A 25,255-nucleotide genomic window follows, 5' to 3' on the forward strand; every position below is an offset into this window, starting at 1 on the left:
CCTCTTTTTCTCTTATCCATCAACAGATAAATATCATTGTTCATCTCAATAATACGGGATTTGAGTAACGGTGCGATATTTAAGGTGATTTACAAAATATTATGAAAAAAACCGCTAAAAATAAGTCTAAATCCAGCCAGTCAGGGGCATCATCCAAGCTCAGGCGTTTACATCCTTGGGCGTGGCTTAAGCGCAATTGCTGGCGCTTACTCATTATTTTGACCGCCGTTGTAGCTGCATACGGAGTGTATTTAGACGCACAAATTGTGAAGCAATTTAGTGGTAATAAGTGGCAGGTGCCTGCTCAAATTTTTGCGCGCCCAATGCATTTTGAGCTTAAACAAGAGATAACGACTCAAGAGATAGTTGAGGAACTAGAACTACTGGGTTATCGCAAAGTACGCCACGCAGACGATACCGGAGAATATCAATTAAAGGCCACAGGGGTACGTATTCAACGTCGTGCTTTTCATTTTCCTCATGGCAAAGAATCTGAAGTCGCACTGGATATAACACTGGCCAATGGCCGGGTTGCAAGCTTACGCAATTTAGATAATAACCAAGCCTTAAATGACGTTTACTTGGAGCCTTGGCTTGTGACTCGCCTAATGAGCAGTGGGCGAGAAGATCGCATGTTGGTCAATTTAGACGGCGTACCGCAGTCCCTTATCAAGGCGTTGGTGTTGGTTGAAGATAAAGATTTTTACAAACATTATGGTATTGCACCGCTTTCTATATTACGCGCACTTATTGCCAATGTATCCGCAGGGCGAGCGGTTCAAGGCGGCAGCACCTTGACCCAGCAATTGGTTAAAAATCTGTTTTTAACCAATGAAAAGTCACTAGTACGCAAAGCTAAAGAAGCATTAATGGCGTTGATTATCGACGCACGTTACAGCAAAGATGAAATTATCGAAGCGTATCTCAATGAAGTTTTTCTCGGTCAAAATGGCAACACAGGTGTACATGGTTTTGGTTTAGCCAGCTTGTTTTATTTCGACCGTCCGATTGCTGAATTAAACGTAGCGGAAATAGCGACCTTGGTTGGTATCATAAAAGGGCCGTCTTATTACAATCCAAGACGTCATCCTGAGCGAGTCATTGAGCGTAGAAATTTGGTACTGCGTATCTTATTTGAAAACAACGAACTGCAAAGAAACGAATACGAATACGCTATTAATCAACCTCTTAATTTGGCAACCGGGGCAAGTTTAACCTCTGGAAAGCACCCTGCCTTTATGAGCATGGTGCGCAGAGAATTAAAAACGGTTTTGTCGGACCCAAACATGCGAGAGTCTGGTCTGAAAGTCTTCACGACCTTGGACTCTGTGGCCCAGAGAAAAGCCGAACAAGCCCTAAAAGTGGGAGTAAAAGTCCAGCAAAAGCGTATGAAACTGACCGCTTTGCAAGCAGCTATGGTGGTAACGGATATTAAAAGCGGTGAAGTACGCTCCATCGTCGGTGACGTTAATCCGCAATTTCAAGGCTTTAATCGGGCACTCGACGCCAAAAGAGCTATCGGTTCACTGATAAAACCTGCCATTTACTTGACCGCATTAGAGCGTGCGGCGCAATATAATTTGGCGACTCCGTTAAAAGACGAACCCATTAGCTTAAAAAGTACCTATGGAAAAATGTGGGAGCCGAAAAACGCCGATAAAAAATTCCGCGGTCAAGTCAGTTTAGTGGAAGCGTTAACACAATCCTTGAATGTTCCAACGGTAAACCTGGGCATGGAAGTCGGGCTAGACGATATTGCTGCCACCGTGGAGCGTTTAGGCGTGAACGAGCCGATGGATATCTATCCAGCAATGACGTTAGGGGCGGTGAATTTATCTCCTATTCAAGTCAATCAGATGTATCAAACCATCGCAAACAATGGGCGATTCATTCCTTTGCACGCGGTAACGGCCGTTTTATCTCCGAAGAACAAGCCATTATGGCGTTTTAGTGCAAGAGGGGAGCAGCGAGCAGATCATAAAGCTACTTACTTATTGAACTACGCACTACATAAAGTGACGCGTGAAGGGACGGCAAGACAGATAAAACAGACCTTCGGCGATATCAATATGGCAGGTAAAACCGGCACCACAGATGATTATCGTGACAGTTGGTTCAGCGGATTTGATAATAATATTTTAGTAACCAGTTGGATGGGGAAAGATAACAACGAACCTATTAATTTGAGCGGTGCCAGTGGTGCTATGCAGTTATTTATTGGTTACCAGAAGCTGCAGCAACCTAAGTCATTCGTCAGACGCTATCCTAAAGGGTTGGGTATTGCCCATTTTGAAGAGCAAAGCGGTGCGCTTAGCCGCCCAGGTTGTGCGAATACCATTAGTGTTCCGGCGATTTTGGACGCCCTTCCTCCTGTGCCAAAAACCTGCAACGGGGAAGTACGAGGCCCACTCAAGAAATCACTATGGGAAAGGCTGTTCGGTAACTAAGCGTTGACCCGCAAGGTTAGTTGTTTTTTTTGTCTTTCATGGCAGGTAGATGGGCTGTTTTATTCAGCCTGTCTTGGATAAACGATTCAGCACCATTGGTGTTAGTACATTTAATATTGCCACCCATCAACCCTGACAATACTGCTACGCCTTTGTTGGTGTAACTAGAGCAATCTGCCAATACTTCGTTTTCTTTTTCCAGCTTTTCGTCTTCCGTTAACTGACTTAGTTCAGGCTTATCAAACAAGCTTGGCGATGTTTGCTCACGTCGATAACGCGCGGCTTCTTCGGCTGCTAAATCCGCGATAGATTGTTGGGTAGAGCTGTGAAGTTGATCTTTAACCTTATCCGCTACAGTTTGTTCTTGCCCTTCAGCGAGCTTTGGTCTCTTGTTGCTTTCTGGAAGCGCCATGGGATCTTGCTGCATAAAACTGGCTTCATTCTTCGTTTCTGGTGGTGCTACCTCTGGCGTCGGTTCAGGCTCTGGGGTGGGCTCAGGCGCTATTTCAGCTAACGGCGTAGGCGTAGGTTCTGGCGTCACAACCGCTGGTGGGGTTTGCTCTACCACTGCCGGCTCTTCGAGTTGGGCACCGGCTTTAGGCTCGGGTACCGTCTCTGACTCTAACGCAGGTTTATCGACTGGCGCAGGCTCAGGTGCGGGTTCAGGGGGCACGCTGATAGTGGGAAAGATCAACCGGGCAGTAATAGGCTTAATTTGAGGCGTACTGTCTTGTGATGTTTCGAAATTCGGTATTTCGTTTGGCGTGCGGGCAATGAGCGCGAAAATAATAACGTGTAACAGTAAAGACACTAAAATTATCCATAATGTTCCCATTTTCGCTTTTGGTCTTGGCGGTAAGCTGGGGCTGAAATCCGCTTTCATTGGGTAGTGGTCTGTTATAAGCACGTGATCATTAATGGATTAAAAACAGAGTAGAGTAACAGATCGCCTGTTAAGTTCAGCAGCCGCTATGTAAAGGTAGTGTAAAGATGGAAGGCGCAGTGTCGTTCGACCTAGTTTGATTCTACGCACCACCATTTCCTTACACGCGATATCTGCTTATACCCTGTTCAAACAACTTCCACTCAACCGCGATTATTCACTGAAACGTGATGATACAAAATTTAATACTGGCCTTGTGCGCTAATTCGGTGCAATTGACCAAAATTGAACCAGTTTTGTGCGGGGTGTGTTCTTAAGTTAATACTTTTTCAACGTAAGTTAATGATTTTATTAGTTTAAAATTTATGGCATGTCTCTTGTTCTATCTTCTGCAAACGTAGCGCAATTATCATAATAAATATCGGGAGCAGCAATATGAAACTAGTCACAGCGATCATCAAGCCATTCAAGCTAGATGATGTGCGCGAAGCCATTTCTGAAATAGGGATTGACGGGTTAACCGTTACCGAAGTCAAAGGTTTTGGGCGTCAAAAAGGTCACACTGAACTATATCGTGGTGCGGAGTATCAAGTGGATTTCTTACCAAAAGTGAAGCTAGAGGTCGCGGTTCAAGACGACCAAGTGGAACGTTTGGTTGAGGCCATCGTAGGCGCCGCTAAAACCGGCAAAATCGGTGACGGCAAGGTCTTTGTTTATGACTTAGAGCACGCAGTTCGAATTCGTACGGGTGAGACCGACGGCGAAGCTATTTAGAGATACAGAGGATAATAATAATGGAACAAGCATTTCACCTTCAATACGCTATGGATACGTTTTATTTCCTAGTGTGTGGCGCACTCGTAATGTGGATGGCCGCTGGCTTCTCTATGTTGGAAGCAGGTTTAGTTCGCTCAAAGAACACTACCGAAATACTCACTAAAAATATCGCGCTTTTCGCGATTTCTTGTCTTATGTACTTAGTGTGCGGTTACGCCATTATGTACGGCGGCGATTACTTCTTAACAGGCATCGAAAGTGTTGATGTTACAGAAACTCTAGGCGAATTTGCTGGTCGTGAAGATGGTTTTGAAGGTGGTTCGATTTACTCGGGCGCATCAGATTTCTTCTTCCAAGTTGTATTCGTAGCAACTGCTATGTCAATTGTATCTGGCGCGGTAGCTGAGCGTATGAAACTTTGGGCTTTCCTTGCTTTCGCCGTTGTAATGACCGCATTCATCTATCCTATGGAAGGTGGCTGGACATGGGGTGGTAACTCTGTATTTGGTCTATATAGCCTAGGCGATGACTTTGGTTTCTCTGATTTTGCAGGTTCAGGTATCGTGCACATGGCTGGTGCAGCTGCAGCGCTTGCAGGTGTATTGTTGCTGGGTGCTCGTAAAGGCAAATATACTGCTGATGGCAAAGTAAACGCTATCCCAGGTGCAAACCTACCTATGGCGACATTGGGCACGTTTATTTTGTGGATGGGTTGGTTCGGTTTCAACGGTGGTTCAGTATTAAAACTGGGCGACATTGCTAATGCTAACTCAGTGGCTATGGTGTTTTTAAACACAAATGCAGCAGCAGCAGGTGGCGCAGTAGCGGCCTTAGTCCTGGCTAAAATCTTGTTTAAGAAAGCGGATTTAACCATGGTGCTTAACGGTGCATTGGCTGGCTTAGTCGCCATTACGGCTGAGCCTTCAACACCATCGGCATTGGGCGCAACTATTATTGGTGCTATTGGTGGTGTGATTGTAGTGTTCTCTATTATTAGCCTTGATAAGCTGAAAATTGATGATCCAGTAGGTGCTATCTCTGTACACGGTGTAGTAGGTTTCTTCGGCGTAATGGTGGTGCCTGCAACGAATGATGGCGCGACTTATCTTGGTCAATTCGTTGGTGCTATGACTATCTTCGTATGGGTATTCTTCGCTAGCTTGATTGTTTGGGCAATCCTCAAAGCTGTGATGGGTATCAGAGTGACTGAAGAAGAAGAGTTCGAAGGTGTTGATATTAGCGAATGTGGATTAGAAGCCTATCCAGACTTCACCAGCGGCCGTTAATCAACGCTTAAATAAGTAAAACACACAAAAGGTGGGTCAATAATAATAACAATACTCACCTAAACCCCCTGAATCGGGGGATATATGCAAAAATAAAAAGCCTCGCTCAGCGAGGCTTTTTATTTTTATCAAAGGGTATTTTTAAGAAATTTTAGCGGAGGTACAGTATATTTTGCTTTAAAAGCATTACTAAAATTCGCAGAGTTGGAATAACCCAAAACGTCAGCGACCTCTTGGGTAGACGGTAATTGGTGTAGTAGTTTAGATGCTAAAAATAAGCGATAACTGATGATGTATTCTTGGCTTGATAGTTGGAAGTAATTGCTCAGAATTAGGTTTAACTTATTTTTGGGCTGAGTCATTAGGGAGTATATATCTTTGAGTTTAGCCCCCGATTTAATCCGCTTCTGTGCCGCTTGATGGAAATCGAGCAATACCGTCAATTCTTTTTCATTCATACCTAAGGCACTTAAATGGACTTGTTCACTGTGTTCATTATTGGGTATGGCACCGGTAAGCGCTTTAATCTGCTCTTCCAAAATATCACTGTATCGCTCTGCTTTTTCTAAGAATACGGTTGCACCATGTTGTAGGGCTTTTTTATGGGTGTCGTCTTGGGCTGAGCCGGTTAAAAACAGTATAAAGACCGATTTAGAATATTTTCTTCGTACGGCTCGCATAAAATTTAAGCCGTTCATAGGCTGCATAAGCCAATCGACAATAATGAGCGATGGGCTTACTAGTGACATATTCTCAAGTGCTATTAGAGCATCGTGATAGACAAAGGGCTCGATACCTAAATCTAAACATAACTCTTCGAGATAATCTGTCATTGAGCTGTCGTCGTCGACGATCATCACTTTTTGATTATTCTCGGTTAGTTTATTTAACTCGGTGAAATAGTGATCGATTAACATTCTTAGTAACTGCATTTAAAAAACGTAAGTGAAAAATAATCAACATATAGCCTTGTTCAAGGTCTAACAAAGGGTATATGGACCCACACATTTGTACCTTTCTCGTTGTTTTGAGTAACAAATTCAATGCTACCATTGAGCAGGTCGAGCAAGGACTTTACATTGGTTAATCCCACACCGGACCCCCTACTTTTGTATGAGTTACTATCAGAGCGATAATGTAGCTGAAAAATTTTATCTAAATCTTGCTCATCAAATCCACAGCCTTGATCTCGAACATTTATCCGCAGGATATGCTCTTTCACATCGGCATATAGTTTCACAATTCCCTGTCGCTCTGAAAACTTTATGGCATTGGTTAATATGTTTTCAATAATCAGAAAAAGTGCTTTCTCAGGTGCATGCAACACTAGTTCTTCTGTCACTGACTGGGCAATGTCTACCTCAACAAAAACATTGGTATCATGGGCAATAGGCTGAATAAGTTCGATCGTTTGCATCATCGTTTGTCGTATCGGCTGGTCGGTCAGTTCTGGCGCTTGAAAGCCTTGTTTGCTCAATTGCAATAATTCATCGATTAGCTCAGACGTATCCGTTAGGGCACTTTGTAGCTTATGGTTTTTGCGCTTAAGGCTATCGATGTCACTTGCAGACAGTGGGTAGTCTTGCTGCAAACGTTTATCGATCTGCTTGGATAATCCGATACTGGCAAATACGGGTGATTTAAAGCTGTGTTGTATCTGTAAATACAAATTTTCCTTGAATGACAAGTGTTGCTTAATTTGCTTGTGTTGCTCCAAAATCATATGATTTTTATTTAACAGCATACGGGTATATCGGCGATCATATAGCCATTTGAGTATTAAAAAGACTAGCAAAGACACTAAAATTAAATAGCTGATATAGGCGAAAGTAGAAAGCAGCGGGTGGCCTTTCTTTGCCACGCTTAGCACGTCACCGGGCTTGTCTGATAAGGGGATATCAAATTGTCCGTTTGCCAGTCTGCTTAAGCTAAGGCTGGTATTTCGGTAATCAATGCTTGTTGCTTTGGGGGTTTCTAGGCCGAAATAAGGCTGATTAAACGTGAGAGTGAAGTTTTCAACCGTCCAATCGAGGTCCAAAGCGGTGGTCAAAAACAGTGGACGAGAGGTTATCTGTGGTACTTTTTCCCAGAGGCCATAGGTATCACCGGCATAATCAACACTTGAAATTACCCGAGAATAAGACGGAACTTCATTACTGATAAAGGTTTCAGGTTCAAACACAACAAAACCATTGATTGTTCCCAACACCAAGCGGTTTTGACTATCAAGTAAGGCTGCATTTAGATTATGTTCGTTGCTTGATAATCCATGCTCCTCTTTGAATACCTGCGCTAAGCCTGTTTTTACGGAATATCGGTAAACACCGTTATTAGAAGTTACCCACAGGGTCTCGTCTTGTTGCTCTGTGTTAGCCGTTTGAATCAAAACCGAATAAGCATTGCCCTGTGTGATCCCCAGATACTCAAACTTATTGTGCTTTGCATCAAATATGTACACGCCACCATCAGTGGCAATAAAATACTGATCATCGTGCCTCGGGGTAATATCGAATACCCAGTCTGTCTTTAACTCTGAGTTTAGCTCATCGAAATGGCGAAATTGATGACTGCTAATCTCAAACGTACTTAGACCACTGCCGGTGCCTATGAGTATAGTGTTCTCGCTGATGGAGAGGGTGTAAATATCTTTTCTACCAAGCGTATGTTTGGGACCCCACACATGCCACTTGCGCTCAGTGATATCGAATGAGATCAAACCTGCGCTTGAACCGACCCACAACACACCGTCCTTTGCGGCTAATTTATAATTATAGGCAGCACCGATAGGAGAGTTTGTTTCGTCAAAATGCTGGATGACTTTATGAGATAACAAGTCAATTTGATAAAGATTATTGCGCGCAGCAACCCACAAAAAATTGTCAATTTGTAAGGTATCGTAGACCACAACTTTCGCTAATTCCGGAATTGGCTGCGCACTGACGCCGTCAAATTTATACAAGCCCGCAAGCGTACCCACCCAAAGCGCGCCTGACGTTTGTTCAGTGAGTGACAAAATATAATTATTGTATGTTTGGCTGTCTGTTGCTCGGTAAATAGCCACTTGCTTACGTTGTAAATTGGTCACCGACAAACCTCGGTTTGTTCCTATCCAAATGCGGCCTGAGTCATCCAAAGATATCTTTCGAACCGTGTTGCTAAGAAGTGAATGGTTGCTTAAATTATTGTTGAATATACTAGTCCAGCCTTTTTGCAATGGTTGTGGTGCATTGAGGGAACGGTAGTTTAGCCCTGAGCGCGTACCGACCCATAGGGTGTTTTCGTTATCAATAGCCAAGGTAAGTATGCGATTGGCTGACAAGCTATCAGTTATGTATGGTTGTGCATATATATGTTGGCTAGCGCCAGACTGGTCGATTATGTGTAGGCCGTTATCGGTGCCCAACCATAGCCTGTTATCGTTATCGAGTAACATGTCTTGTATGTGATTTTTTTGCGTAGGATTATCGCTAAAAAACTGAGCCGTAAATTGCTGTTCCTTCGAGCTATAACTGAATAGGGCGTTATTGACACTCAACCAAATCTTGTCTTGCGTTGGGTCGTACAAAATCTTGCGCACAAACATATGACACTTATCGGTCTGCGAAATATTATCGCAAAAGCTTGCTGGCAGGGCCTGAGGTGAGCTCTGTCCTCCATAAAATGCTTGAATTTGCAATGCATCGTCCAGTACATAAATACCTCGGTCTGTGCCTAACCAATATGTATCCTTTATCTGAGCGATGGAGTACACCCCTGCGCCTGATAACTCAGCGTATCGTATCTCACCAGAGAGTTGGTTAACCACGACTAAGCCATCAAGGGTTGCTACAAAAAGATGCTCAGAAAAGGCTTTGATGTCTCGAATGTAGCGATATTTTGGCAAAGAGCTTGGACTAAGATCAACTAACGTGACGGTATTGCCATCAAAGCGATGAAGACCATCCTGAGTACCTATCCAGGTAAAGCCATATTGGTCATTGGCTAGGCTATAAACGGAGGCTTGATTTAGTCCTTGCTCCAGAGAAACATTGTCAAAGTAAAAGTCCCGCTGCACCGCATGCTGTTCGGTTTGCTGTATAGATTGCGCAGAAAAACTGTACAAAACTAGGCTAAGTAAAAGAGTAAAAAACTGCACTAAACGTCCATGTATCAATAGCTTATAGCTGATAAGTATGCAAAATTTCTGCTGCCTAAGAAACTATTAAAATTCACTCTTTTATTGTGCTAATTCAACTATTTCCGCCTTTTAAATGCTCACAACCCTTTGTTTCTCTGACTATTAGTGACTTTTTAGCGACACATAAAACGATGCAATACTGGCCAGCGATTTACATTTTGACACTTGCTCAAACGTAAAAATCCACTGGCAGTTACCCCATTCTATTTTGAGAAGCGCTTATGGGATGGTTTGGGGTTAAAAGCAGCGGAAGATAATAAAAACAGCCCAAAGTTGATTAAGGATAAGTATGAAAGCACACAAAACGTTAGTTTCGGTATCTGTAGCTGCATTGCTCAGCGCCTGTGGCGGCTCCTCAGATAGTAAGGTCGATGCGCCGGTTGTTGAGGCCCCAGCCCCAGTGGAAACCACCATTAATGGCCAAGCGATCAAAGGCTTATTAGCCAATGCGCTCGTAACGGTATTCAAATATGTTGATGGCGCAGCGGTGCCGCTAACCAATGATGAGCTTAAAGACAGCGAAATTAAAACCGACGCTCAAGGTATATATACCTTTACTGTGCTTGACTACAGCGGGCCAATAAAAATTGAGTTATCCGTAGACAGCGATGCACCAACCACCATGGTATGTGATGCGCCAGCAGGCTGCGGCAGCGCAGAATTCGGCGAAACGGTTGATCTAACTGCGCTAGACCCAAATTTTACTTTATCGTCTGTGACCAATGTGACTTCAGGGGAAGAAACGCAACTTAATGTTTCTGCGCTAACCCACTTAGCCACCATCTTGGTTGAGCAACAAGAATCGATCAGCGCAGAGGTCATCAGCGAACAAAGCGCAATTATTGCCAATACTTTCGGTATTCAAGGCAGTTTAACTAGCCAAACACCTACTTCAATTGAAGACAGCGCACAAGTTGCCGCTGAAGATAACGATAATGAATTACGCTATGGGCTTATTAACGCCGGTATCGCTCAAGCTTTGTTTGCCGGCGAGAGTAGTGCGGAAAACGTGATGTCTGAAAAATTTGCGGCACTTGCGATAGATCTGGTTGAAGGCAATGGTCAGTTGCTTAATAGCCAAGATGAAGATGACGATTTTGAATTGGCGATTAGCGATGTATTATCGGGTGCACAATCTGCGGCCGACACGGTTGCTCAGAACGTTGCCGACAACGCTGAATTAACAGATACCCAAGCGCTATTGACCTCGTTATCGCAGTTGGAGGTAAAACTAGCAAACGAACAACAGAATAATAACCTACTGGCCGGTGAAAGTGGTCGCGTAGCAGTAGGGGCAGATACAGTCACCCAAGGTGATGCTGTAGCCAAAGCCAAAGCCATGGTTGATGACGTGCGCGTATTGGCGAATTTGTTTGATTTACAAAGTGACGAAAATGCAGCGGTCGCCACGTTAGGTGAAGAATATCTAACCTTACTTGATGATGCAGGGCAAATGATTGAAGCCCAAGCGGATGACTTTGTGCTGCTCAGTCAAGTGGCTCAAGCTGTCACGCAACTCAGCATAGCGCTAGAAGATGAGAGCGAAACGCAAACCGTCTTTACTATTAGCGAGCTTATCGACGCTGAAGGTGTGGTTGGCAATATTACCTATGATGAAGCCAACTATTTGTTTGCCGTTGACGCATCTTCGCCGGACGGGCAAGTGGTTAGTCTCAATGCAAGCGTTGTATTAGACGAAACTGGCACGAAGGTGACGCTGGCGATTGACGGAACATTGGACAATTCCCAAGCGAGTTTTTCGATAGCACAAGGCAGTCAAATAGTGCTTGAACTGGCAGACGCTGCCGAAAGCCTAGATTACTTGCAAGGTCGAGATGTGGACGTCATGCCCATTGCAGGGGAATTAGCCCTTGATGTTACCTTGGCGCAAAAAACCAGTGATACGGTAACAGACCCTGTGACATTTAGCGGTCAAGTCTCGGCTAGATTACTGCCGCTAGAGATTGCTCGTCTAAGTGAAGATTACGACCATCAAGTCAACAATGGGAATTTGTATGTCCCTCAGTCCGAAGTTGTCGCCCTGCCAGAGATGCTCAGTTTAGCTGGTAGCTTCAGCTCACTTAGCGGTGATGAGGTTCGTGCTTCACTCACGGTTGATGTGGCAAATGCTGATGGTTACCAAGCTCCTGAATTTACTTATATTGGCCGTGAAATAGATGATGTGTATGGCATTCAAGTGTCAGAAGATGGTTTGACCTTAAAAACCATCGTACCACCAGAAGCGGATCACCCAGGTTATATCAGCACTCGGGTATTTGAGGTGCTCACTTTCAGCGAAGGAGCCTATAAAGAAGTACGGACTTTTGTGCCGAGTGAGCCAACAGAAGATTTCTTCGGTAATGGTTATGAGGAAACTGTGCTCAGCAGTGGGGGATTTAACGGTAACCGTTCCGAGTCTTTCTTTATGACAAAAACCTACAAGTATGGGGAAGACGGATACTCAATTCGGTCACAAACCATAGTGCCTGCATTTAACGATGACGGCAGCGTAGGGGGATTTGAAGTCTTTTCAATGCAATTGAGCTCTGATGGCCCACAAGATGTTGAAATCAACCGAGACATGATGCTAAACGCTGAGGGCGAGATCATTGACGCTCAAGGTGCTGTGATATCGCGCACGACAAACTCAGTGGGATTTTATTATAGCTTTGAAGAGCTATCACACATTGGATGGCTATTTAGTGACTTGATGGACGTTGCGAGCAATGCTGCTGAACGTTTTACTAAGATGCGTATTGGCAGTCCTTATCCGGCAACATTTGATTTCCCTGATTTGGGCAACGTAGCTGTGCTGTGGACAGAAGAAAATATAGCTCAAGTCACACCTGGGGCGGATGTGTCTTTCAGCGGCATACTTTATCAAGCACGTATTGAAGATGCCTTAGCCGTTGACGTCAGTGACGATGCCAATACGGTGACCGCTACGTTAGCCGATCAATTAACGGTGACCACAGGTTATGTTGAAGATGAAGCGGGGAACCATGAGGTTTCGATATTATCCACAGATGAAAATGGCGAGGTGTTTAAGCAGCACATTAGTGTCGACAAAACAGCTAGAAACCTTGATAAACCATTGCTATTGGTGAATATGCAGGCGACGTTCTATCAGCAGTATCGTCAAGCTCAACGTTTGATTCTGATCCCAGGAGACAACGACGGTGACGGTATTGCTGATGGATATGCAGTCAATGTGTTTTATGGTGAGTATTTTGATAGCGAAGGTAATTTAATTGACTATGGCACGGATGACATAGTCGAAAACCCGAGCTCTAATTATTATCTTTCTGCCAACGAACAATGGGATAGTTTTTTTGATGAAATTACTATCGGCTATGACCCGCTAACAGCAAGCAATGCCTTAGATGTATTCTCCGGTTTGATGGAGTACAAGGATGGTGATTCGTTTACAGAGCTTCAATACAGCTTTGATGATTATAGCGTTGCTGAGCAAGGAGTTTATAACATTCGCTTAAATGCCGAAGAACTCTCGACTTTAGCAGCCGGAGCGAGTACCCGTTTTGATGCCGTTATTGCTGAGCCCGACTCAAAAACTAAGTTAGAAGACGATGAAACCTATTTTGATATAAATGCGGCCTTGTCTGTAGGAGTGATATTAGGCGACTACGTACTCGACTTGACATTACAAGGTCAACGCAGTGCACGTGAAGAAGGGCAGTTCTCATTAGATGTGCAGTATCGAATCCCAGATGAGGACACTCAGCGTTCGTTCACGGTTAACGCCAACACTGAGCAAGAAAATGCTTACGTCGTCAAAAACAACGAAAATGTGACTTTAGTACTGAGTAATGTACAAGCTCAGGCTGATGCCGAAGGCGAAGCGAGTCTTGGTCAAATTATTGTGGGCTCAAACGCAGAAGTTGCTGCTGAGATCGTTGACAGAGACGGTGTCATTATGGTGCTTTACGCTGATGAAACAGTAGAAAGCCTGTAATTACCTCACTCATTTTCATAACCTTTAAAAGCATGTCATTCACTTTGTGAGTGGCATGCTTCTTTCGTAGTTAATTCCTTCGTAATAGATGATGCTAAAACTAAACATATTTAAATATATTCCGGTGGCGTGCACTGGTGTAGCAATATGCTGCGGTGATGCACTTGCACAAGAGCAATCTCACAGGTTTTCTCCCTCGAGCCAAGTCAGCGCGTATTTCACGAGTGAGTCCTACAGTCATATCTTACCAATCAAGCAATTGGTCGAGGATGAGTGGCTTACTCAGCCTAAGCATGATGCGGATCTCGCGTTTAGCCAAAATGAGCTGGGCAGCGAAATAATAATCAATAATTGGAGTATTAACCTCGCGTACCGAGTCGATTATTTTGTCGATACAAATCCTGATACCGCTTACGCCTTTTATGCCGATCGAGCCGACCTGCCGGCCGACGCCCAGCAAACGTACGACCTTGCACTCTCACTTCGAGAAAGTCGCGCGAAAGGCTTACGCTTAGGTTACCAGTGGCAGAATGATGATTTTTTCAGTCATATTAAACTGGGCTACTGGGCGATTACTGGTGCGCGTGATTCCACATTACGCGGTGTGCTTTCCCAAAACAGCGAAGGTGAATTACAAGGTAGCGGTCAGTTAACCGAGTACTACACTGACAACAATTTTTTGAAACGCCCCAACATCAATGGTGAGCGCTGGAATAACAGTGGAACCGGCTACACCTTGGATATCGCCTTAGCGTGGCAGGTTACATCCAAACTTATGTTACGCCTTGACGCGCAGGACCTGTACTCGCATTTTACTTTGGATGACGCGGGCTTTAGTGATGGCGTGGTTGATACTGATAATCAATACATTAAAGCCAGTGGAATTACAGGTTTCAAGCCCTTGTACAGCGGTATCGAAACCAGCAGTAGCCATGACTACTACATACCTAAACGAGTTAATCTGCGAGTCGATTATCAAATGGAAACTATTGGAATACACAGCCAGTTAAAAACGATAGGTAACGATGAATTTTATCTACTAGGAGCGAGCTTTTCTTTTGCTGAAAAGAGCCGCTTAACCATGTTGGTGGATGTAGAGCGAGCAACACCGCAGGTAATGCTTGAAACAAAATGGTTAGATATCACCCTCGCCCTCGACAAATTAAAAGCCGAAAGTGCATATCAGCTTAACCTAGGCGTGAGACTATATTGCACATTCTGAGTCTGATTATTTAACAACTGCGAAGAGTCTACGCTTGCTTAGTGAGTAACCTTTTTATAATCCAAGGGCTAAAGTGGCTAAGTTTCGGCCATTTCCTTAGCGGTATTGGGCGTTCTTAATGTGTGGATTATGCCTAAGGTGCAAAATCGCGTATATTAGCCGGTAGCGCCAAGCCCCATGTAAGAGGGTATTAATATTTATTGGGTATCCCCCTTAGATGAATACAGCGCTTGACTAAAACTACACTGACACTAAGAAATATATGCCACAACCACAAAAAGGGATTTGTGCTGAAGCAAGCTTGCATGCCCTGTATTTACTGCTCAATGTGAACGATGATGATGATTCAGTCATGCGCATCAAGATCGCACAAATTGTCGACTTATTTGCCCATTATGATGAAGAGCATTATGAGGCAATGGTCACCGGCGTTGTTGCCATAGGCAGTAGCTATTGGCACGACGTTTATCCGGGATTAATTCCTGTCGAATTAGCGCCGTTTCCTGATATGCACTGCGATGACCGCAGTGCCCCTGTCGCACCTTGTGATTTATTTATTCAAATTCGCGCTGACAGGGCGGATATTTGCCATGCCCTTGCCATGGAAATCATGCGTTTGCTTGGCAGCCATGTGGATTTGATTGAAGATATACGCGGATTCAGATATTTAGATGGTCGTGATTTAACTGGATTTATTTACGCCGACGACAACCCCAAAGGTATGCATAAGTTAGATATCGCGTTAGTGGGGGAGCTCGATCCAGACTTTGCTGGTGGCAGTTACATACATGTGCAAAGGTACCGTCACAATATTGCTAAGTGGGAGCAATTGTCTGCCTATCATCAAGAATACATAATGGGCCGTAAAAAATCGGATAACAGCCCCCTGAGTGATGCCTTTAAATCACCTCGTAGTCATTACGATTGCACCCAGATTACAGACAATGAAAGCCGACCTATGCGGATTTTGCGCCAGAGCATGCCCTATGGAGATATGCATGTGCAGGGGCTGTTTTTTGTCAGTTGTGCTCGCAGTCCTAAGCCATTCGAGCATATGCTACGCAATATGATCATGAATGATGAAAACGGTGAATATGACCGCTTTTTGGATTATACCAGTGCTGAAACTGGCGCTGCGTTTTTTGCTCCATCGCTTACCTTTATTAAGCAGCGCGCAAATTAATTAAACGGCGGTCAGAGAACGAGAGCGCCTGCGAGAATGTGGTCAATAAGGTGGCTTAACCTTGTCACGATATCGTAACGTAGCCGCCATGGCTTTGTCATAAAACCCTTCTATTATCCTTTCGCCTTGTAGGCTAAATGTATGTGTTCCGTGGACTTTTAGGGGCAACACTCTGGTTGCCCTGTTTTTTACTTTCTCGCATTATTCAGCTTGTTTAAAAGAAATGCCCCCGCTGCCTTTTTTTTGCACTCTCATTAGTTGAAAGGGTACAACTATTCTGTACACCGACGCCTTGTTTAAAATCCCTTGGATGAATTCTGGTTGGTCATTTACTCATGTGGATTGGTATGAATGCCGTTTAATACTATAGCTGAACGGTTCCATCCCAGTCGGCAAGTAGTTTTTGCTCGGCTAATTGTTGGCATTGACTGATGTGCAGTTTAGGTAAGTAATCATCTGGTGAGAGTGTGGCAGCTTGTTCAAAGCAATTAATGGCTTGTGCCCAGTTTCGCTCAAATCGATACGTTAGGCCTTGCTTGATAAGTGCCATGTTACTTAACTTTAGCTGCTGAAGCTCTTTGGGTAAGTGAGCAATCACTTCGTGTATTTCAATGGCATTGCTTCGCCCTTTTACTTTAACCCAATCCAGCAAGCGAGCGTTAAAACGTTCAGGCTGTGCGGCTTGTTGCAATGCTTGTGCGCTCACTACGATATCGCAGTGATAAATAGGGGCTAATGCCTCCAAACGATAAGCGATGTTAACGCTATCACCGATTACGGTGGTGTCCATGCGATCATCAGAGCCAACGGTGCCAAGTACCACAGGACCAAAGTGAATGCCTATGCCGATTTCAATTGATGGATAACCACTGTTTTGTCTATGTTGATTATATATACTCAGTGCTTGGCGCAAGTCGAGGGCAGCACACAGTGCATCTCTGGCTTTGTCTTCGTCGCAGCCATCAGGGTGATCAAATAATGCCATGATGGCATCGCCGATAAACTTGTCGATAAAGCCGCCATTGAGATGAATGGGGTCGTTCATACGTAAGAAATATGAATTCAGAAAACGCATCAGTTCTTGCGGACTCATATTTTCTGATAAACCTGTGAAGCCACGAATGTCACAGAACAAAATCGCTACATCGTCTTCCACCGCGTGGCCTAATTCAAGCACGCTGGACCCATGTTTGGCAAAATGGTCAACAAACTGTTTTGGCACAAATTTTTGAAAGGTATGACGCAGGCGCAAAGCTTCATCAGCTCGTTGCTCGAAACGTTCGGTGGGCAATTCCTCAAAAGACTTCTGATTAACCGCGCGAGGCTTTGGGGTAACATCAGACATCTTTTCATGGCTTAACGCTTTAAGCTTTTTCAGTAAAAATGCGATGACAACCAAACAAACAACACAAAACGCCAGCAAAACAACGAGTAGGGACTCAGAGATAAATTCCAACATAACACTTACATTGCTTCGCTAGCGATTGATTAGGTACAGCTACATTAACCGAACTTTTTTGCTACGTCAGCCAGAACCTTCTCAGCAATTTGTAGTGTTTGCTGAATAATTTCAGGGCTATGCTGAGCCGATACAAAGCCTGCTTCGTAAGATGCAGGTGCCAGATAAACGCCGTTTTCTAACATGCCATGGTAGAAATGATTAAACTGCTTGGTATTGCAGTTAATCGCTTGTTGGTAGTTCGTGACGCACTCTACATCAGTGAAAAACAGACCAAACATGCTGCCAGCATAGTTAACAGCCATGGGGATACCCAGTCCATTGGCGATGGCTTTTATGCCTTCTGCCAAGGTTTTGGTCGCTTCACTTAACTCTTCATAAAGGCCCGGGCGTTTGACTTGATTTAGGGCAGCTAAACCTGCTGCCATCGCCACTGGGTTGCCAGATAGCGTACCCGCTTGATACACAGGGCCTGAAGGCGCGATGTGTTGCATGATGTCGCGTTTACCACCGAAAGCGCCTACCGGCATGCCGCCGCCAATCACTTTACCGAGGCACGTTAAGTCCGGCACGATATTGTATTTGGCTTGTGCGCCGCCTAACGCGACGCGAAATCCGGTCATGACTTCATCAAAAATCAGCACTGCGCCGTATTTATCGCACACATCACGCAACCCTTGAAGGAAGCCGTGGACTGGGGGAATACAATTCATATTTCCAGCAACGGGTTCCACGATGATACAGGCGATGTCGTCTGGGTATTGCTCAAATGCTTGAAATACCGAGTCGATATTATTGTATTCCATTGTCAGAGTGTGTTTAGCAAAGTCAGCTGGAATACCAGGTGAGCTAGGTACACCAAAAGTCAACGCGCCTGATCCTGCTTTTACCAGCAGGGCATCGGCGTGACCGTGATAACAACCCTCGAATTTAAGGATTTTATCACGCTTGGTATACCCTCTAGCTAGGCGAATAGCGCTCATAGTGGCTTCGGTACCTGAGTTGACCATGCGTAGCATTTCCATAGATGGCACCAATTCGCTGACTAAATCAGCAATGGTAACCTCTGCCTCAGTTGGTGCACCAAAACTTAAACCATTTTGCGCGGCATCAATCACTGCTTGGCGAATAATGGGGTTGTTGTGGCCTAGTACCATTGGTCCCCACGACTGCACGTAATCAATGTATTGTTTGCCGTCGGCGTCGTATAAATAAGGGCCATCTGCCTTTTCGATGAAAGGGGGAGTGCCACCAACGGCTTTAAATGCGCGCACGGGAGAGTTAACCCCACCAGGAATGTGCTTTTGAGCGCGGGCGAAAAGTTGTTCTGATTTTTGCATATTATTAATCTTCTTCTATTACTTTGTGAAATGGCTAAGTGGATAAATAGGGCGCTAGTGGCCGCTGTACCAATGCACTTCTTTGTCGAATTTGCTAACGATATTTTCAACCCCTAAGGTCAAGGCAAACAACGCCATTCTTACCAGTACGCCATTGTCGGTTTGGCGAAAGATGGCCAGATTTGGGTTCATATTTAAATCGTTGTCTAACTCATTGGCTTCCGTGCGTGAATCTCGCGGTAACGGATGCATAATCACTGTTTTAGATTGAAAGTGCTTGGTGTAAATTTGCTGATTCAAGCGGAATTTCCCCCGGTACAAATTTGCCTCTTCTTGTGAGCCAAAACGTTCTTCTTGCACTCGGGTTTGATAACAGATATCCGCATCAAAGTTACCCTCTAAGGTCTCATTGATAGTGTAGCTGTGCCCCGCATTTTCAATGACACTTAGAATCGCATCCGGCATTGCCAGCTCTTTGGGTGAAATAAGCGTAAAGCGAATATTTTTGAACAGACAAAGTAGTTTACTTAACGAGTGTACGGTTCGGCCATATTTCAGATCACCAATCATGGCGATATGCAGGCCGTCAATGTTGCCGCCATGGTATAGCAGTTCTTTTTGAATAGTATATAAATCAAGAAGGGCTTGCGTAGGGTGCTCGTTAGCGCCATCACCACCATTTATCACTGGCACACGACTACCTTGGGCAAATTCAGCGACTGAGCCTGAATCAGGGTGGCGCATAGTGATGATATCGGAGTAGCCACTGAGTACACGAGCGGTATCGTACAAAGACTCGCCTTTGGCTAACGCGGAGTTACTCATACCAGTGGTTTCACGTACCTCACCACCGAGTAAGTTAAAAGCGGTACCGAAACTGACTCTAGTACGTGTGCTAGGCTCGAAAAATAAATTTCCGAGGATCGCACCATCAAGTACCGTGGTCCGTTTTTGGCGTTTTGCATAGGGCGCCATTTGATTAGCGACATCGAATACGCGTTCTATCGATTCACGGTCGAACTGATTAACGGAAAGAATATGACTACCTTCGAATTTCATTTGCGCTGCGCCTATGTTGAGAAAACCGCGGGGATTTTATCAAACTTATGATGAATAGGGCGAAATCTATTGTAATGAATCGTCAATTTGTCATTAAGCCGTGATAAATTAATTTTAATCGCCAATCATTTTAACGGGCTTCCAAGGATGACTACGAGTACATACGCTAGCGAGCCAAAACGCATTATCATATTTGGTAATTCTGGATCAGGTAAATCTACCTTGGCAAAGCACTTAGCCAGTACATTGAACATAGCGCATCTGGATCTAGATACGCTGGCTTGGCTACCTACAGAAGTACCAGAGCGGGCACCTGTTGCTGACTCTATGCGCAGTATTAACGCATTTATTCGTACCCAAGAAAACTGGGTTATCGAAGGCTGTTACAGTGATCTACTCGCCGAGCTTACTGGCCATGCAAGTGAGTTAATTTTTATGGATTTACCAATAGCAGCTTGCGTTAAAAATGCCCGAAACAGACCTTGGGAGCCGCATAAATACCCATCTAAAGAAGCGCAAGATGCAAATTTGCCGATGTTGATCGACTGGATCACTGATTACGCCGCCCGCAGCGATACATTTTCATTAGGCGCGCACAAAGCTCTGTTTGACGCTTACCAAGGTAATAAAAAACGGATTGTCGCAAATAGCGCGGAATGACAATAGAAGGGCATATTACGTAACGTATGGTGATAATATATATGTTTTATCGTATATTACTCATGCATGTCGAATGAGTTTTTCTTGTAATACGCGTGCCAAGTATTCGCCCCACAATTGATAGGCAAGGGCACCAGGATGAAAGCCATCATCAGCGATAAAGCGCTGATCGATGGGGAAGGGGGCACTGACAAAATGACATTGGGGATTGGTTTGGCAGAATTTTTCTGCAAGATCATTTAAGTGCTTGGCTCTAACGCCCAACCACCAACGCAAGGGCTGGGGTAAAGCTGGAAATAAATGCATAGGTGGCAGGCTTGAAAAAAGTACGCGCTTTGCGCCGAATTTATCCTGTAAGGCTTGGGAGATGAAAGCAAGATTGCTTAACCATTTACGAGACGATGTAAGCCCAGTTACGTCGTTCACGCCAATAGAGATAACGACCGTTTCATACGCTTGAGTAGATTCAATGTGTTGGATTTTTTTCAGTAATTCTGCGGAAGTATCCCCCGTTTTCGCCATGAGCTTCCAAGCAACTTGGTAATGTGGCCCAAGAGTATTTAACATGTTGCCCGCCAAGGCGTATCGCTGTAATTCAACCCCGACTCCAGCGGCGGCTGAGTCGCCAATGATCAATAGCGACAACGGGGGGCCACTGCCGAATGTGCCTTCTCGACATCCCTCCGGCTCGGGTAATTTAGGCGTTACTCGCCTAACGTATTTCCCCTGTACGATGAACAGTAAAGCGAGAAAAACAGAAGCAAGGTGATAGAGCATAGCACGTCCATGTTAAGTCAATAGGCGGTGGACATCCTATAAAGCAACGCCATTGGGAGCAAGCCTTATAGGGGCATTTAAAGGTAGTCAATTAGTCGCATAAGGCGATGGTGACAAGTGCTTAATAAGCATGATTAAGCGACTAGATTGGCCGTAAAAAATAGCTGCACTCAAGGAATTTAGCCAGTTATGAACTGTTAAAAAACTGGCTACATTCCTTTTACCAGAGCATCACACCACCTTCGCCGGATGCGCCTGCGCTGTATAATCGTAAACGTAAGTAATAGCGGCGGCCGTTAATCAATCTGAGGGTTATTTTCGAATTATAATTTGTGCCGCTATCGTCATCCCCTGCTAAGTAAATAGGCTCGCCATCGTCATCTTCGAACAGCACAATGACGGTATCCATTGTGCCGAAAGTTTGTATGTTATAGGTGCGGCTAATATTTGGCTCTATCGTAAAGTCCAACTGCTGGCCGGGAGTAATGTCGAGCTTTTGGGATAGAAAGGGCGCTAGTTCAGGCCATTGAGCAACACTATTGTCTGGGTAAAACTTAAGCGCTTCTTGTATGTCCATTTCTGACAACCCAGGAGCAGGAATAAGGGGCTGTTGTTGATACTCCGCAGGAGAAAGGATCAGGCCAGCATCAAATTGATAATGCATGATAGAATCTCGGTCCCAAGGGGAACCAGTAGCATCTTGTGGTGACAATTTTCGGATAATATTGTGGTAAGTCGTTGCATCATCCCAGTAATTAGGTGAGCCCGCAAAGTTTGCATAAACGGCGTTTTCATCCCAAACAATACCTGCTTTGTGGTTTTGATGTTCGTGGGGGAAACCCATGGCGTGGCCAATTTCATGTAGCGCTGTGTCACGGCCGTAAGGGGTCGTTAGGTCCCAGCCAAAATTCATGGTTTGCTCTTCGTGATTTGGCACCAGATCAATACAGTCTCTGCCCACATATGACCACGAACTGCCAGGGGCGAACCCAATTCTAAATTCTGCTTGGGCTGAGTCAGCAACCTCAATAAAATCTAGGCCTATACCTAGGTTCTTCCATTCATCAAAGGCTTCTCTGACCGCTTGCAGCTGGTTGGCTTGCCCCGCTAGTTGGGCTTGGTTCTGCATAAAGTAGTAGTGCAACACGGTGTGATTGACCCATTTTTTTTCGATATAGCGCACTAAAGATTCGCGATTCCTATCAATATTCGGGTCTAGTTTACGGGGTTCTACCAAGGGTAAGTTACAGATACTGGGGGCACTATGCTCACATGTTTTCATGTTCAAATCCTTCTGGAAAAGAAACAGCACACAGGCCGACGCGATAACGCAGAGCTAATAGCGAGTAGGTTAAACGCGTCGTGTATGAAAGAAACGCACTGTTTCATACTAGGTTTAGGCGGGTATTTCGAAACTGCGCAAACGCCAGTCTATGCGCTTACTCATGCTTGTAAGCGTACAATAATACCCTAGAACATTGCGTCAAAACCTTCCATTAATTTAACTCAATTTAAGCGTTATTTGATAAGCCTACTTTAGACGCTGTTGGTCTCATATCTGCGCCAATGTGATCGAAACGATTAAACTAGGTGCGCTGATCTTTTGGCGAGTCCATAACAACATGAGTAGTGATCGTGCTGACTTGAGGCAAAGTGCCCAGAATATCAGTGTGGAAAGATTTGTAGGTTTTCAAATTGGTTGTTTCTACGCGCAAAATGTATTCGAAAGAGCCTGTGACATTATGGCACTCTTTTACCTCGTCAGCGCTTGCGATCGCCTGCTCAAAAGCATCTTGTGAGCCCTTGGTATGTTTTCCTAAGCCAACCGTAACGTAGGCAATAAACCCGTTACCGAGTAGTTCGCTGTCTAAAATAGCGCGATAGCCTTTAATCACACCGCTATTTTCGAGTTCTTGCACGCGGCGCAAACACGCCGAGGCAGATAGGCCAATTTTGTCAGCAAGCTCTGTATTGGCGATCCTCCCTTGCTGGCTAAGTTCATGCAATATTCTTTCGTTATATTTGTCTTTTAGATTCATTTGTTGTGCTCTTGCATGGTTTTCCGCTGTTTATAGCGCAGTAATTTCAATCATAGCTCTTTATAATTGCATACTTAGCTTTTCGGTAAAACCACCTCTAACAGGGATCAACATTCAATGACGTTTGACATTCTCACCGCGCTTATGCTGTTTGCACTTGTGTCCTCAATTACACCTGGTCCGAACAACCTAATGTTGATGGCATCAGGCGCCAACTATGGTGTTAAGCGTTCACTGCCGCATATGTTCGGTGTGTCACTGGGATTTACCTTAATGGTGGCGCTGGTGGGGTTAGGGATCATGCAAATATTTGATATGTTTCCTGTTACCTACCAAATTTTAAAAGTGATGAGTGTTACTTATTTACTCTACTTGGCCTATAAAATTGCCACGGCTTCAAACGCTAAACAGAGCAATACAACTGATGCAAAGCCGATGACCTTTTTTCAAGCGGTGATGTTTCAGTGGGTGAACCCCAAAGCGTGGACGATGGCATTAACGGCTATTAGCGTCTATGCACCCTCGAAAAGTGTGTTAGCTGTGGTGATGGTTTCAGGTGTTTTTGGTGCGGTGAATTTCCCCTGCATTAGTGGCTGGACAATTTTAGGCCAAAAAATACAAGGCTTCTTAACGGATAACAAGCGCCTTAGGGCGTTCAACTTCACCATGGCGGGGCTGTTGGTGTTATCTCTTTATCCTGTGTTTTTATAACCATGGCTAATACAGAGTCACGCCAATTCCCGTAAATAATAACCACGGAATGAGGGGAATGATTTATTGGAATAGGTGAGGGTATTGATTCGCACTAGCCAAAATCATGCTAGAGATTAGTCTCGGGTCAACACTTCGAGTAATTCAATTTCGAACGTCAAGTCGGAATTGGGCGGGATCATGTTACCTATTTGACGTTCACCATAGGCAAGAGCTGCAGGTACCCAAAGCTTACGTTTTCCACCTTCTTTCATACCTTTCAAGCCGAGTACCCAACCTTGTATCACACGTTTATTGCTTAGCACTACCTGAAAAGGTGCGTTGTTTTTATGGGATGAGTCGAACTCGGTGCCATCTTCCAAGAAGCCGCGATAATGCGCCGTGATAAGCGCACCGCGCTCGGCTGCCTTTCCACTACCTTCGACCAAATCTTCAATTTTTACATCCTGTTGCACGTTTATGACTCGCTCTATATGAAATAAGTGGGATTTAAAAAGACCGGCGTCAGTGAAATAATCAATCGCCAGTTTAGTCATCAATAATAAAGGGAAAATGGATGTAAAAGAAGGGGGCTAGCAAGCGTGCCCAGCTTCACTAGCCATAACAAGTTATTCACTTCAGATTAGTTGCTGGTGGATTACTTGAGATCTAACTCCTGATATTGGCTGGAACTGAGCGTTTTACGCATGGTTTCTCGCTCGCCAAACTCTTTATCTGCTTTGCGCTCATTGGTTGACATCATTTCGTCCACTTTCTTTTGAAACGCTTCGTACTCTGCTGTCTTGATATAGTCTTTATATTCAACGACTAAAATAAGATCAGGTTCACCTTCTCGGGCATGGATGTTTGCTAGCACGTGATAATCCACCACATGGCCTTCTTTTTTAGCGAACTCGTAAACATCCTTCCAACTTCCCGCTAAATGATCCATATAGTTTTCAAATTGCCCCGGCAAAATTCTGATGCCATTGGCTTCCCATACGGTTCCATATGAGTAGCTAGATTCTTGGGCAATTGCTGTAGTTGAAATACCAAACGCCAACATGCTGCTTATCAACATGCGAGTAAATACTGCCATTCTTATATTATTCATATTGTTTGTCCTTTTTAATATCACCTCACCCTGAGATGACTTGGTATTAACGTTCGCCGAAAAGACGCAAGCGAATCAGTTAACGAATTGGCGCTTAAAATCAAAGTACCGTTCACAAGAGGAGGAATACAGCGAGGCTATATTTGCTGCTCATACAGCACGCAGTGGT

General features: G+C 44.5%; 19 protein-coding genes. 8 read left to right on the forward strand and 11 right to left on the reverse strand.

Annotated features, from left to right (window positions below; genetic code table 11):
- The first annotated feature begins 101 nt into the window (after window positions 1–101).
- Window positions 102–2,447 (forward strand): penicillin-binding protein 1B, encoded by a 2,346-nt coding sequence (gene mrcB, locus AC0L6N_RS00485; RefSeq protein ID WP_473477907.1) that lies wholly within the window; start codon window positions 102–104, stop codon window positions 2,445–2,447.
- A gap of 16 nt (window positions 2,448–2,463) precedes the next feature.
- Here mrcB and AC0L6N_RS00490 read toward each other — a convergent pair whose 3' ends face one another.
- Window positions 2,464–3,330: a hypothetical protein gene (locus tag AC0L6N_RS00490; RefSeq protein WP_473481215.1), complete on the reverse strand. Its 867-nt coding sequence runs from the start codon at window positions 3,328–3,330 to the stop codon at window positions 2,464–2,466.
- Between the two features lie 435 nt (window positions 3,331–3,765).
- Here AC0L6N_RS00490 and glnK point away from each other — a divergent pair, with 435 nt between their 5' ends.
- Together glnK and AC0L6N_RS00500 are read left to right on the forward strand one after the other, a co-directional pair.
- A complete protein-coding gene (gene glnK / locus AC0L6N_RS00495) occupies window positions 3,766–4,104 on the forward strand; it encodes a P-II family nitrogen regulator (RefSeq protein WP_006992692.1) in 339 nt (112 codons plus the stop codon).
- A gap of 20 nt (window positions 4,105–4,124) precedes the next feature.
- The gene (locus AC0L6N_RS00500; RefSeq protein ID WP_011573406.1) at window positions 4,125–5,393 is read left to right on the forward strand and encodes an ammonium transporter; all 1,269 of its coding nucleotides are present in this window, start codon (window positions 4,125–4,127) and stop codon (window positions 5,391–5,393) included.
- Between the two features lie 128 nt (window positions 5,394–5,521).
- Here the strand turns inward: AC0L6N_RS00500 and AC0L6N_RS00505 are convergent, their stop codons facing one another.
- Window positions 5,522–6,325 carry a response regulator gene (locus AC0L6N_RS00505; RefSeq protein WP_473477909.1) on the reverse strand — a complete coding sequence of 268 codons (804 nt, stop codon included), beginning with the start codon at window positions 6,323–6,325 and terminating at the stop codon, window positions 5,522–5,524.
- A 41-nt stretch (window positions 6,326–6,366) separates the two neighbouring features.
- Complete coding sequence (locus tag AC0L6N_RS00510; protein ID WP_473477912.1) at window positions 6,367–9,528, reverse strand: ligand-binding sensor domain-containing protein; 3,162 nt, start codon at window positions 9,526–9,528, stop codon at window positions 6,367–6,369.
- Between the two features lie 331 nt (window positions 9,529–9,859).
- Here AC0L6N_RS00510 and AC0L6N_RS00515 point away from each other — a divergent pair, with 331 nt between their 5' ends.
- From AC0L6N_RS00515 to AC0L6N_RS00525, 3 genes are all read left to right on the forward strand, one after another.
- Window positions 9,860–13,543, forward strand: coding sequence for a hypothetical protein (locus AC0L6N_RS00515; RefSeq protein WP_473477915.1), 3,684 nt, complete (start codon window positions 9,860–9,862; stop codon window positions 13,541–13,543).
- An 88-nt stretch (window positions 13,544–13,631) separates the two neighbouring features.
- Entirely contained in the window at window positions 13,632–14,765 is a 1,134-nt protein-coding gene (locus AC0L6N_RS00520) for a hypothetical protein (RefSeq protein WP_473477917.1), read from the forward strand.
- A gap of 262 nt (window positions 14,766–15,027) precedes the next feature.
- Entirely contained in the window at window positions 15,028–15,948 is a 921-nt protein-coding gene (locus AC0L6N_RS00525) for a Dyp-type peroxidase (protein ID WP_011573407.1), read from the forward strand.
- Between the two features lie 364 nt (window positions 15,949–16,312).
- Here AC0L6N_RS00525 and AC0L6N_RS00530 read toward each other — a convergent pair whose 3' ends face one another.
- The 3 genes from AC0L6N_RS00530 to AC0L6N_RS00540 are packed head-to-tail and all read right to left on the reverse strand — an operon-like array spanning window position 16,313 to window position 19,806.
- On the reverse strand, window positions 16,313–17,407 hold the full coding sequence (locus AC0L6N_RS00530) for an adenylate/guanylate cyclase domain-containing protein (protein WP_473477919.1): 1,095 nt from the start codon (window positions 17,405–17,407) through the stop codon (window positions 16,313–16,315).
- A 44-nt stretch (window positions 17,408–17,451) separates the two neighbouring features.
- Window positions 17,452–18,747: a glutamate-1-semialdehyde 2,1-aminomutase gene (hemL, locus tag AC0L6N_RS00535; RefSeq protein WP_473477921.1), complete on the reverse strand. Its 1,296-nt coding sequence runs from the start codon at window positions 18,745–18,747 to the stop codon at window positions 17,452–17,454.
- A 54-nt stretch (window positions 18,748–18,801) separates the two neighbouring features.
- Complete coding sequence (locus AC0L6N_RS00540) at window positions 18,802–19,806, reverse strand: aspartate carbamoyltransferase (protein WP_473477924.1); 1,005 nt, start codon at window positions 19,804–19,806, stop codon at window positions 18,802–18,804.
- A 147-nt stretch (window positions 19,807–19,953) separates the two neighbouring features.
- Between AC0L6N_RS00540 and AC0L6N_RS00545 the strand changes: the two genes are divergently transcribed.
- Window positions 19,954–20,466, forward strand: a complete 513-nt coding sequence (locus AC0L6N_RS00545; RefSeq protein WP_473477927.1) for an AAA family ATPase — start codon at window positions 19,954–19,956, stop codon at window positions 20,464–20,466.
- Window positions 20,467–20,526: 60 nt separating this feature from the next.
- Here AC0L6N_RS00545 and AC0L6N_RS00550 read toward each other — a convergent pair whose 3' ends face one another.
- The 3 genes from AC0L6N_RS00550 to AC0L6N_RS00560 all read right to left on the reverse strand — a co-directional run bounded on the left by AC0L6N_RS00550 (window position 20,527) and on the right by AC0L6N_RS00560 (window position 23,282).
- Window positions 20,527–21,243, reverse strand: coding sequence for an SGNH/GDSL hydrolase family protein (locus AC0L6N_RS00550; RefSeq protein WP_473477928.1), 717 nt, complete (start codon window positions 21,241–21,243; stop codon window positions 20,527–20,529).
- A 220-nt stretch (window positions 21,244–21,463) separates the two neighbouring features.
- Window positions 21,464–22,525: a M12 family metallopeptidase gene (locus AC0L6N_RS00555; RefSeq protein WP_473477930.1), complete on the reverse strand. Its 1,062-nt coding sequence runs from the start codon at window positions 22,523–22,525 to the stop codon at window positions 21,464–21,466.
- A gap of 304 nt (window positions 22,526–22,829) precedes the next feature.
- Window positions 22,830–23,282, reverse strand: a complete 453-nt coding sequence (locus AC0L6N_RS00560; protein ID WP_011573413.1) for an Lrp/AsnC family transcriptional regulator — start codon at window positions 23,280–23,282, stop codon at window positions 22,830–22,832.
- Window positions 23,283–23,399: 117 nt separating this feature from the next.
- Here AC0L6N_RS00560 and AC0L6N_RS00565 point away from each other — a divergent pair, with 117 nt between their 5' ends.
- Window positions 23,400–23,993, forward strand: coding sequence for a LysE family translocator (locus AC0L6N_RS00565; protein WP_473477932.1), 594 nt, complete (start codon window positions 23,400–23,402; stop codon window positions 23,991–23,993).
- 116 nt (window positions 23,994–24,109) lie between these two features.
- Here AC0L6N_RS00565 and AC0L6N_RS00570 read toward each other — a convergent pair whose 3' ends face one another.
- Complete coding sequence (locus AC0L6N_RS00570) at window positions 24,110–24,448, reverse strand: FKBP-type peptidyl-prolyl cis-trans isomerase (RefSeq protein ID WP_473477934.1); 339 nt, start codon at window positions 24,446–24,448, stop codon at window positions 24,110–24,112.
- A 182-nt stretch (window positions 24,449–24,630) separates the two neighbouring features.
- Complete coding sequence (locus AC0L6N_RS00575; protein ID WP_473477936.1) at window positions 24,631–25,086, reverse strand: hypothetical protein; 456 nt, start codon at window positions 25,084–25,086, stop codon at window positions 24,631–24,633.
- Window positions 25,087–25,255: the final 169 nt, after the last annotated feature.

This window comes from Paraglaciecola sp. G1-13, from assembly GCF_055809255.1.

What these genes read in the sequence shown, in the direction of transcription:
- AC0L6N_RS00530 (WP_473477919.1), bottom strand. Translation starts at nt 17,407, where the DNA reads ATGTTGGAATTTATCTCTGAGTCCCTACTCGTTGTTTTGCTGGCGTTT.
- AC0L6N_RS00500 (WP_011573406.1), top strand. Translation starts at nt 4,125, where the DNA reads ATGGAACAAGCATTTCACCTTCAATACGCTATGGATACGTTTTATTTC.
- AC0L6N_RS00520 (WP_473477917.1), top strand. Translation starts at nt 13,632, where the DNA reads ATGATGCTAAAACTAAACATATTTAAATATATTCCGGTGGCGTGCACT.
- AC0L6N_RS00575 (WP_473477936.1), bottom strand. Translation starts at nt 25,086, where the DNA reads ATGAATAATATAAGAATGGCAGTATTTACTCGCATGTTGATAAGCAGC.
- hemL (WP_473477921.1), bottom strand. Translation starts at nt 18,747, where the DNA reads ATGCAAAAATCAGAACAACTTTTCGCCCGCGCTCAAAAGCACATTCCT.
- AC0L6N_RS00525 (WP_011573407.1), top strand. Translation starts at nt 15,028, where the DNA reads ATGCCACAACCACAAAAAGGGATTTGTGCTGAAGCAAGCTTGCATGCC.
- glnK (WP_006992692.1), top strand. Translation starts at nt 3,766, where the DNA reads ATGAAACTAGTCACAGCGATCATCAAGCCATTCAAGCTAGATGATGTG.
- AC0L6N_RS00555 (WP_473477930.1), bottom strand. Translation starts at nt 22,525, where the DNA reads ATGAAAACATGTGAGCATAGTGCCCCCAGTATCTGTAACTTACCCTTG.
- AC0L6N_RS00505 (WP_473477909.1), bottom strand. Translation starts at nt 6,325, where the DNA reads ATGCAGTTACTAAGAATGTTAATCGATCACTATTTCACCGAGTTAAAT.
- AC0L6N_RS00515 (WP_473477915.1), top strand. Translation starts at nt 9,860, where the DNA reads ATGAAAGCACACAAAACGTTAGTTTCGGTATCTGTAGCTGCATTGCTC.
- AC0L6N_RS00545 (WP_473477927.1), top strand. Translation starts at nt 19,954, where the DNA reads ATGACTACGAGTACATACGCTAGCGAGCCAAAACGCATTATCATATTT.
- AC0L6N_RS00565 (WP_473477932.1), top strand. Translation starts at nt 23,400, where the DNA reads ATGACGTTTGACATTCTCACCGCGCTTATGCTGTTTGCACTTGTGTCC.
- AC0L6N_RS00490 (WP_473481215.1), bottom strand. Translation starts at nt 3,330, where the DNA reads ATGAAAGCGGATTTCAGCCCCAGCTTACCGCCAAGACCAAAAGCGAAA.
- mrcB (WP_473477907.1), top strand. Translation starts at nt 102, where the DNA reads ATGAAAAAAACCGCTAAAAATAAGTCTAAATCCAGCCAGTCAGGGGCA.
- AC0L6N_RS00560 (WP_011573413.1), bottom strand. Translation starts at nt 23,282, where the DNA reads ATGAATCTAAAAGACAAATATAACGAAAGAATATTGCATGAACTTAGC.
- AC0L6N_RS00550 (WP_473477928.1), bottom strand. Translation starts at nt 21,243, where the DNA reads ATGCTCTATCACCTTGCTTCTGTTTTTCTCGCTTTACTGTTCATCGTA.
- AC0L6N_RS00540 (WP_473477924.1), bottom strand. Translation starts at nt 19,806, where the DNA reads ATGAAATTCGAAGGTAGTCATATTCTTTCCGTTAATCAGTTCGACCGT.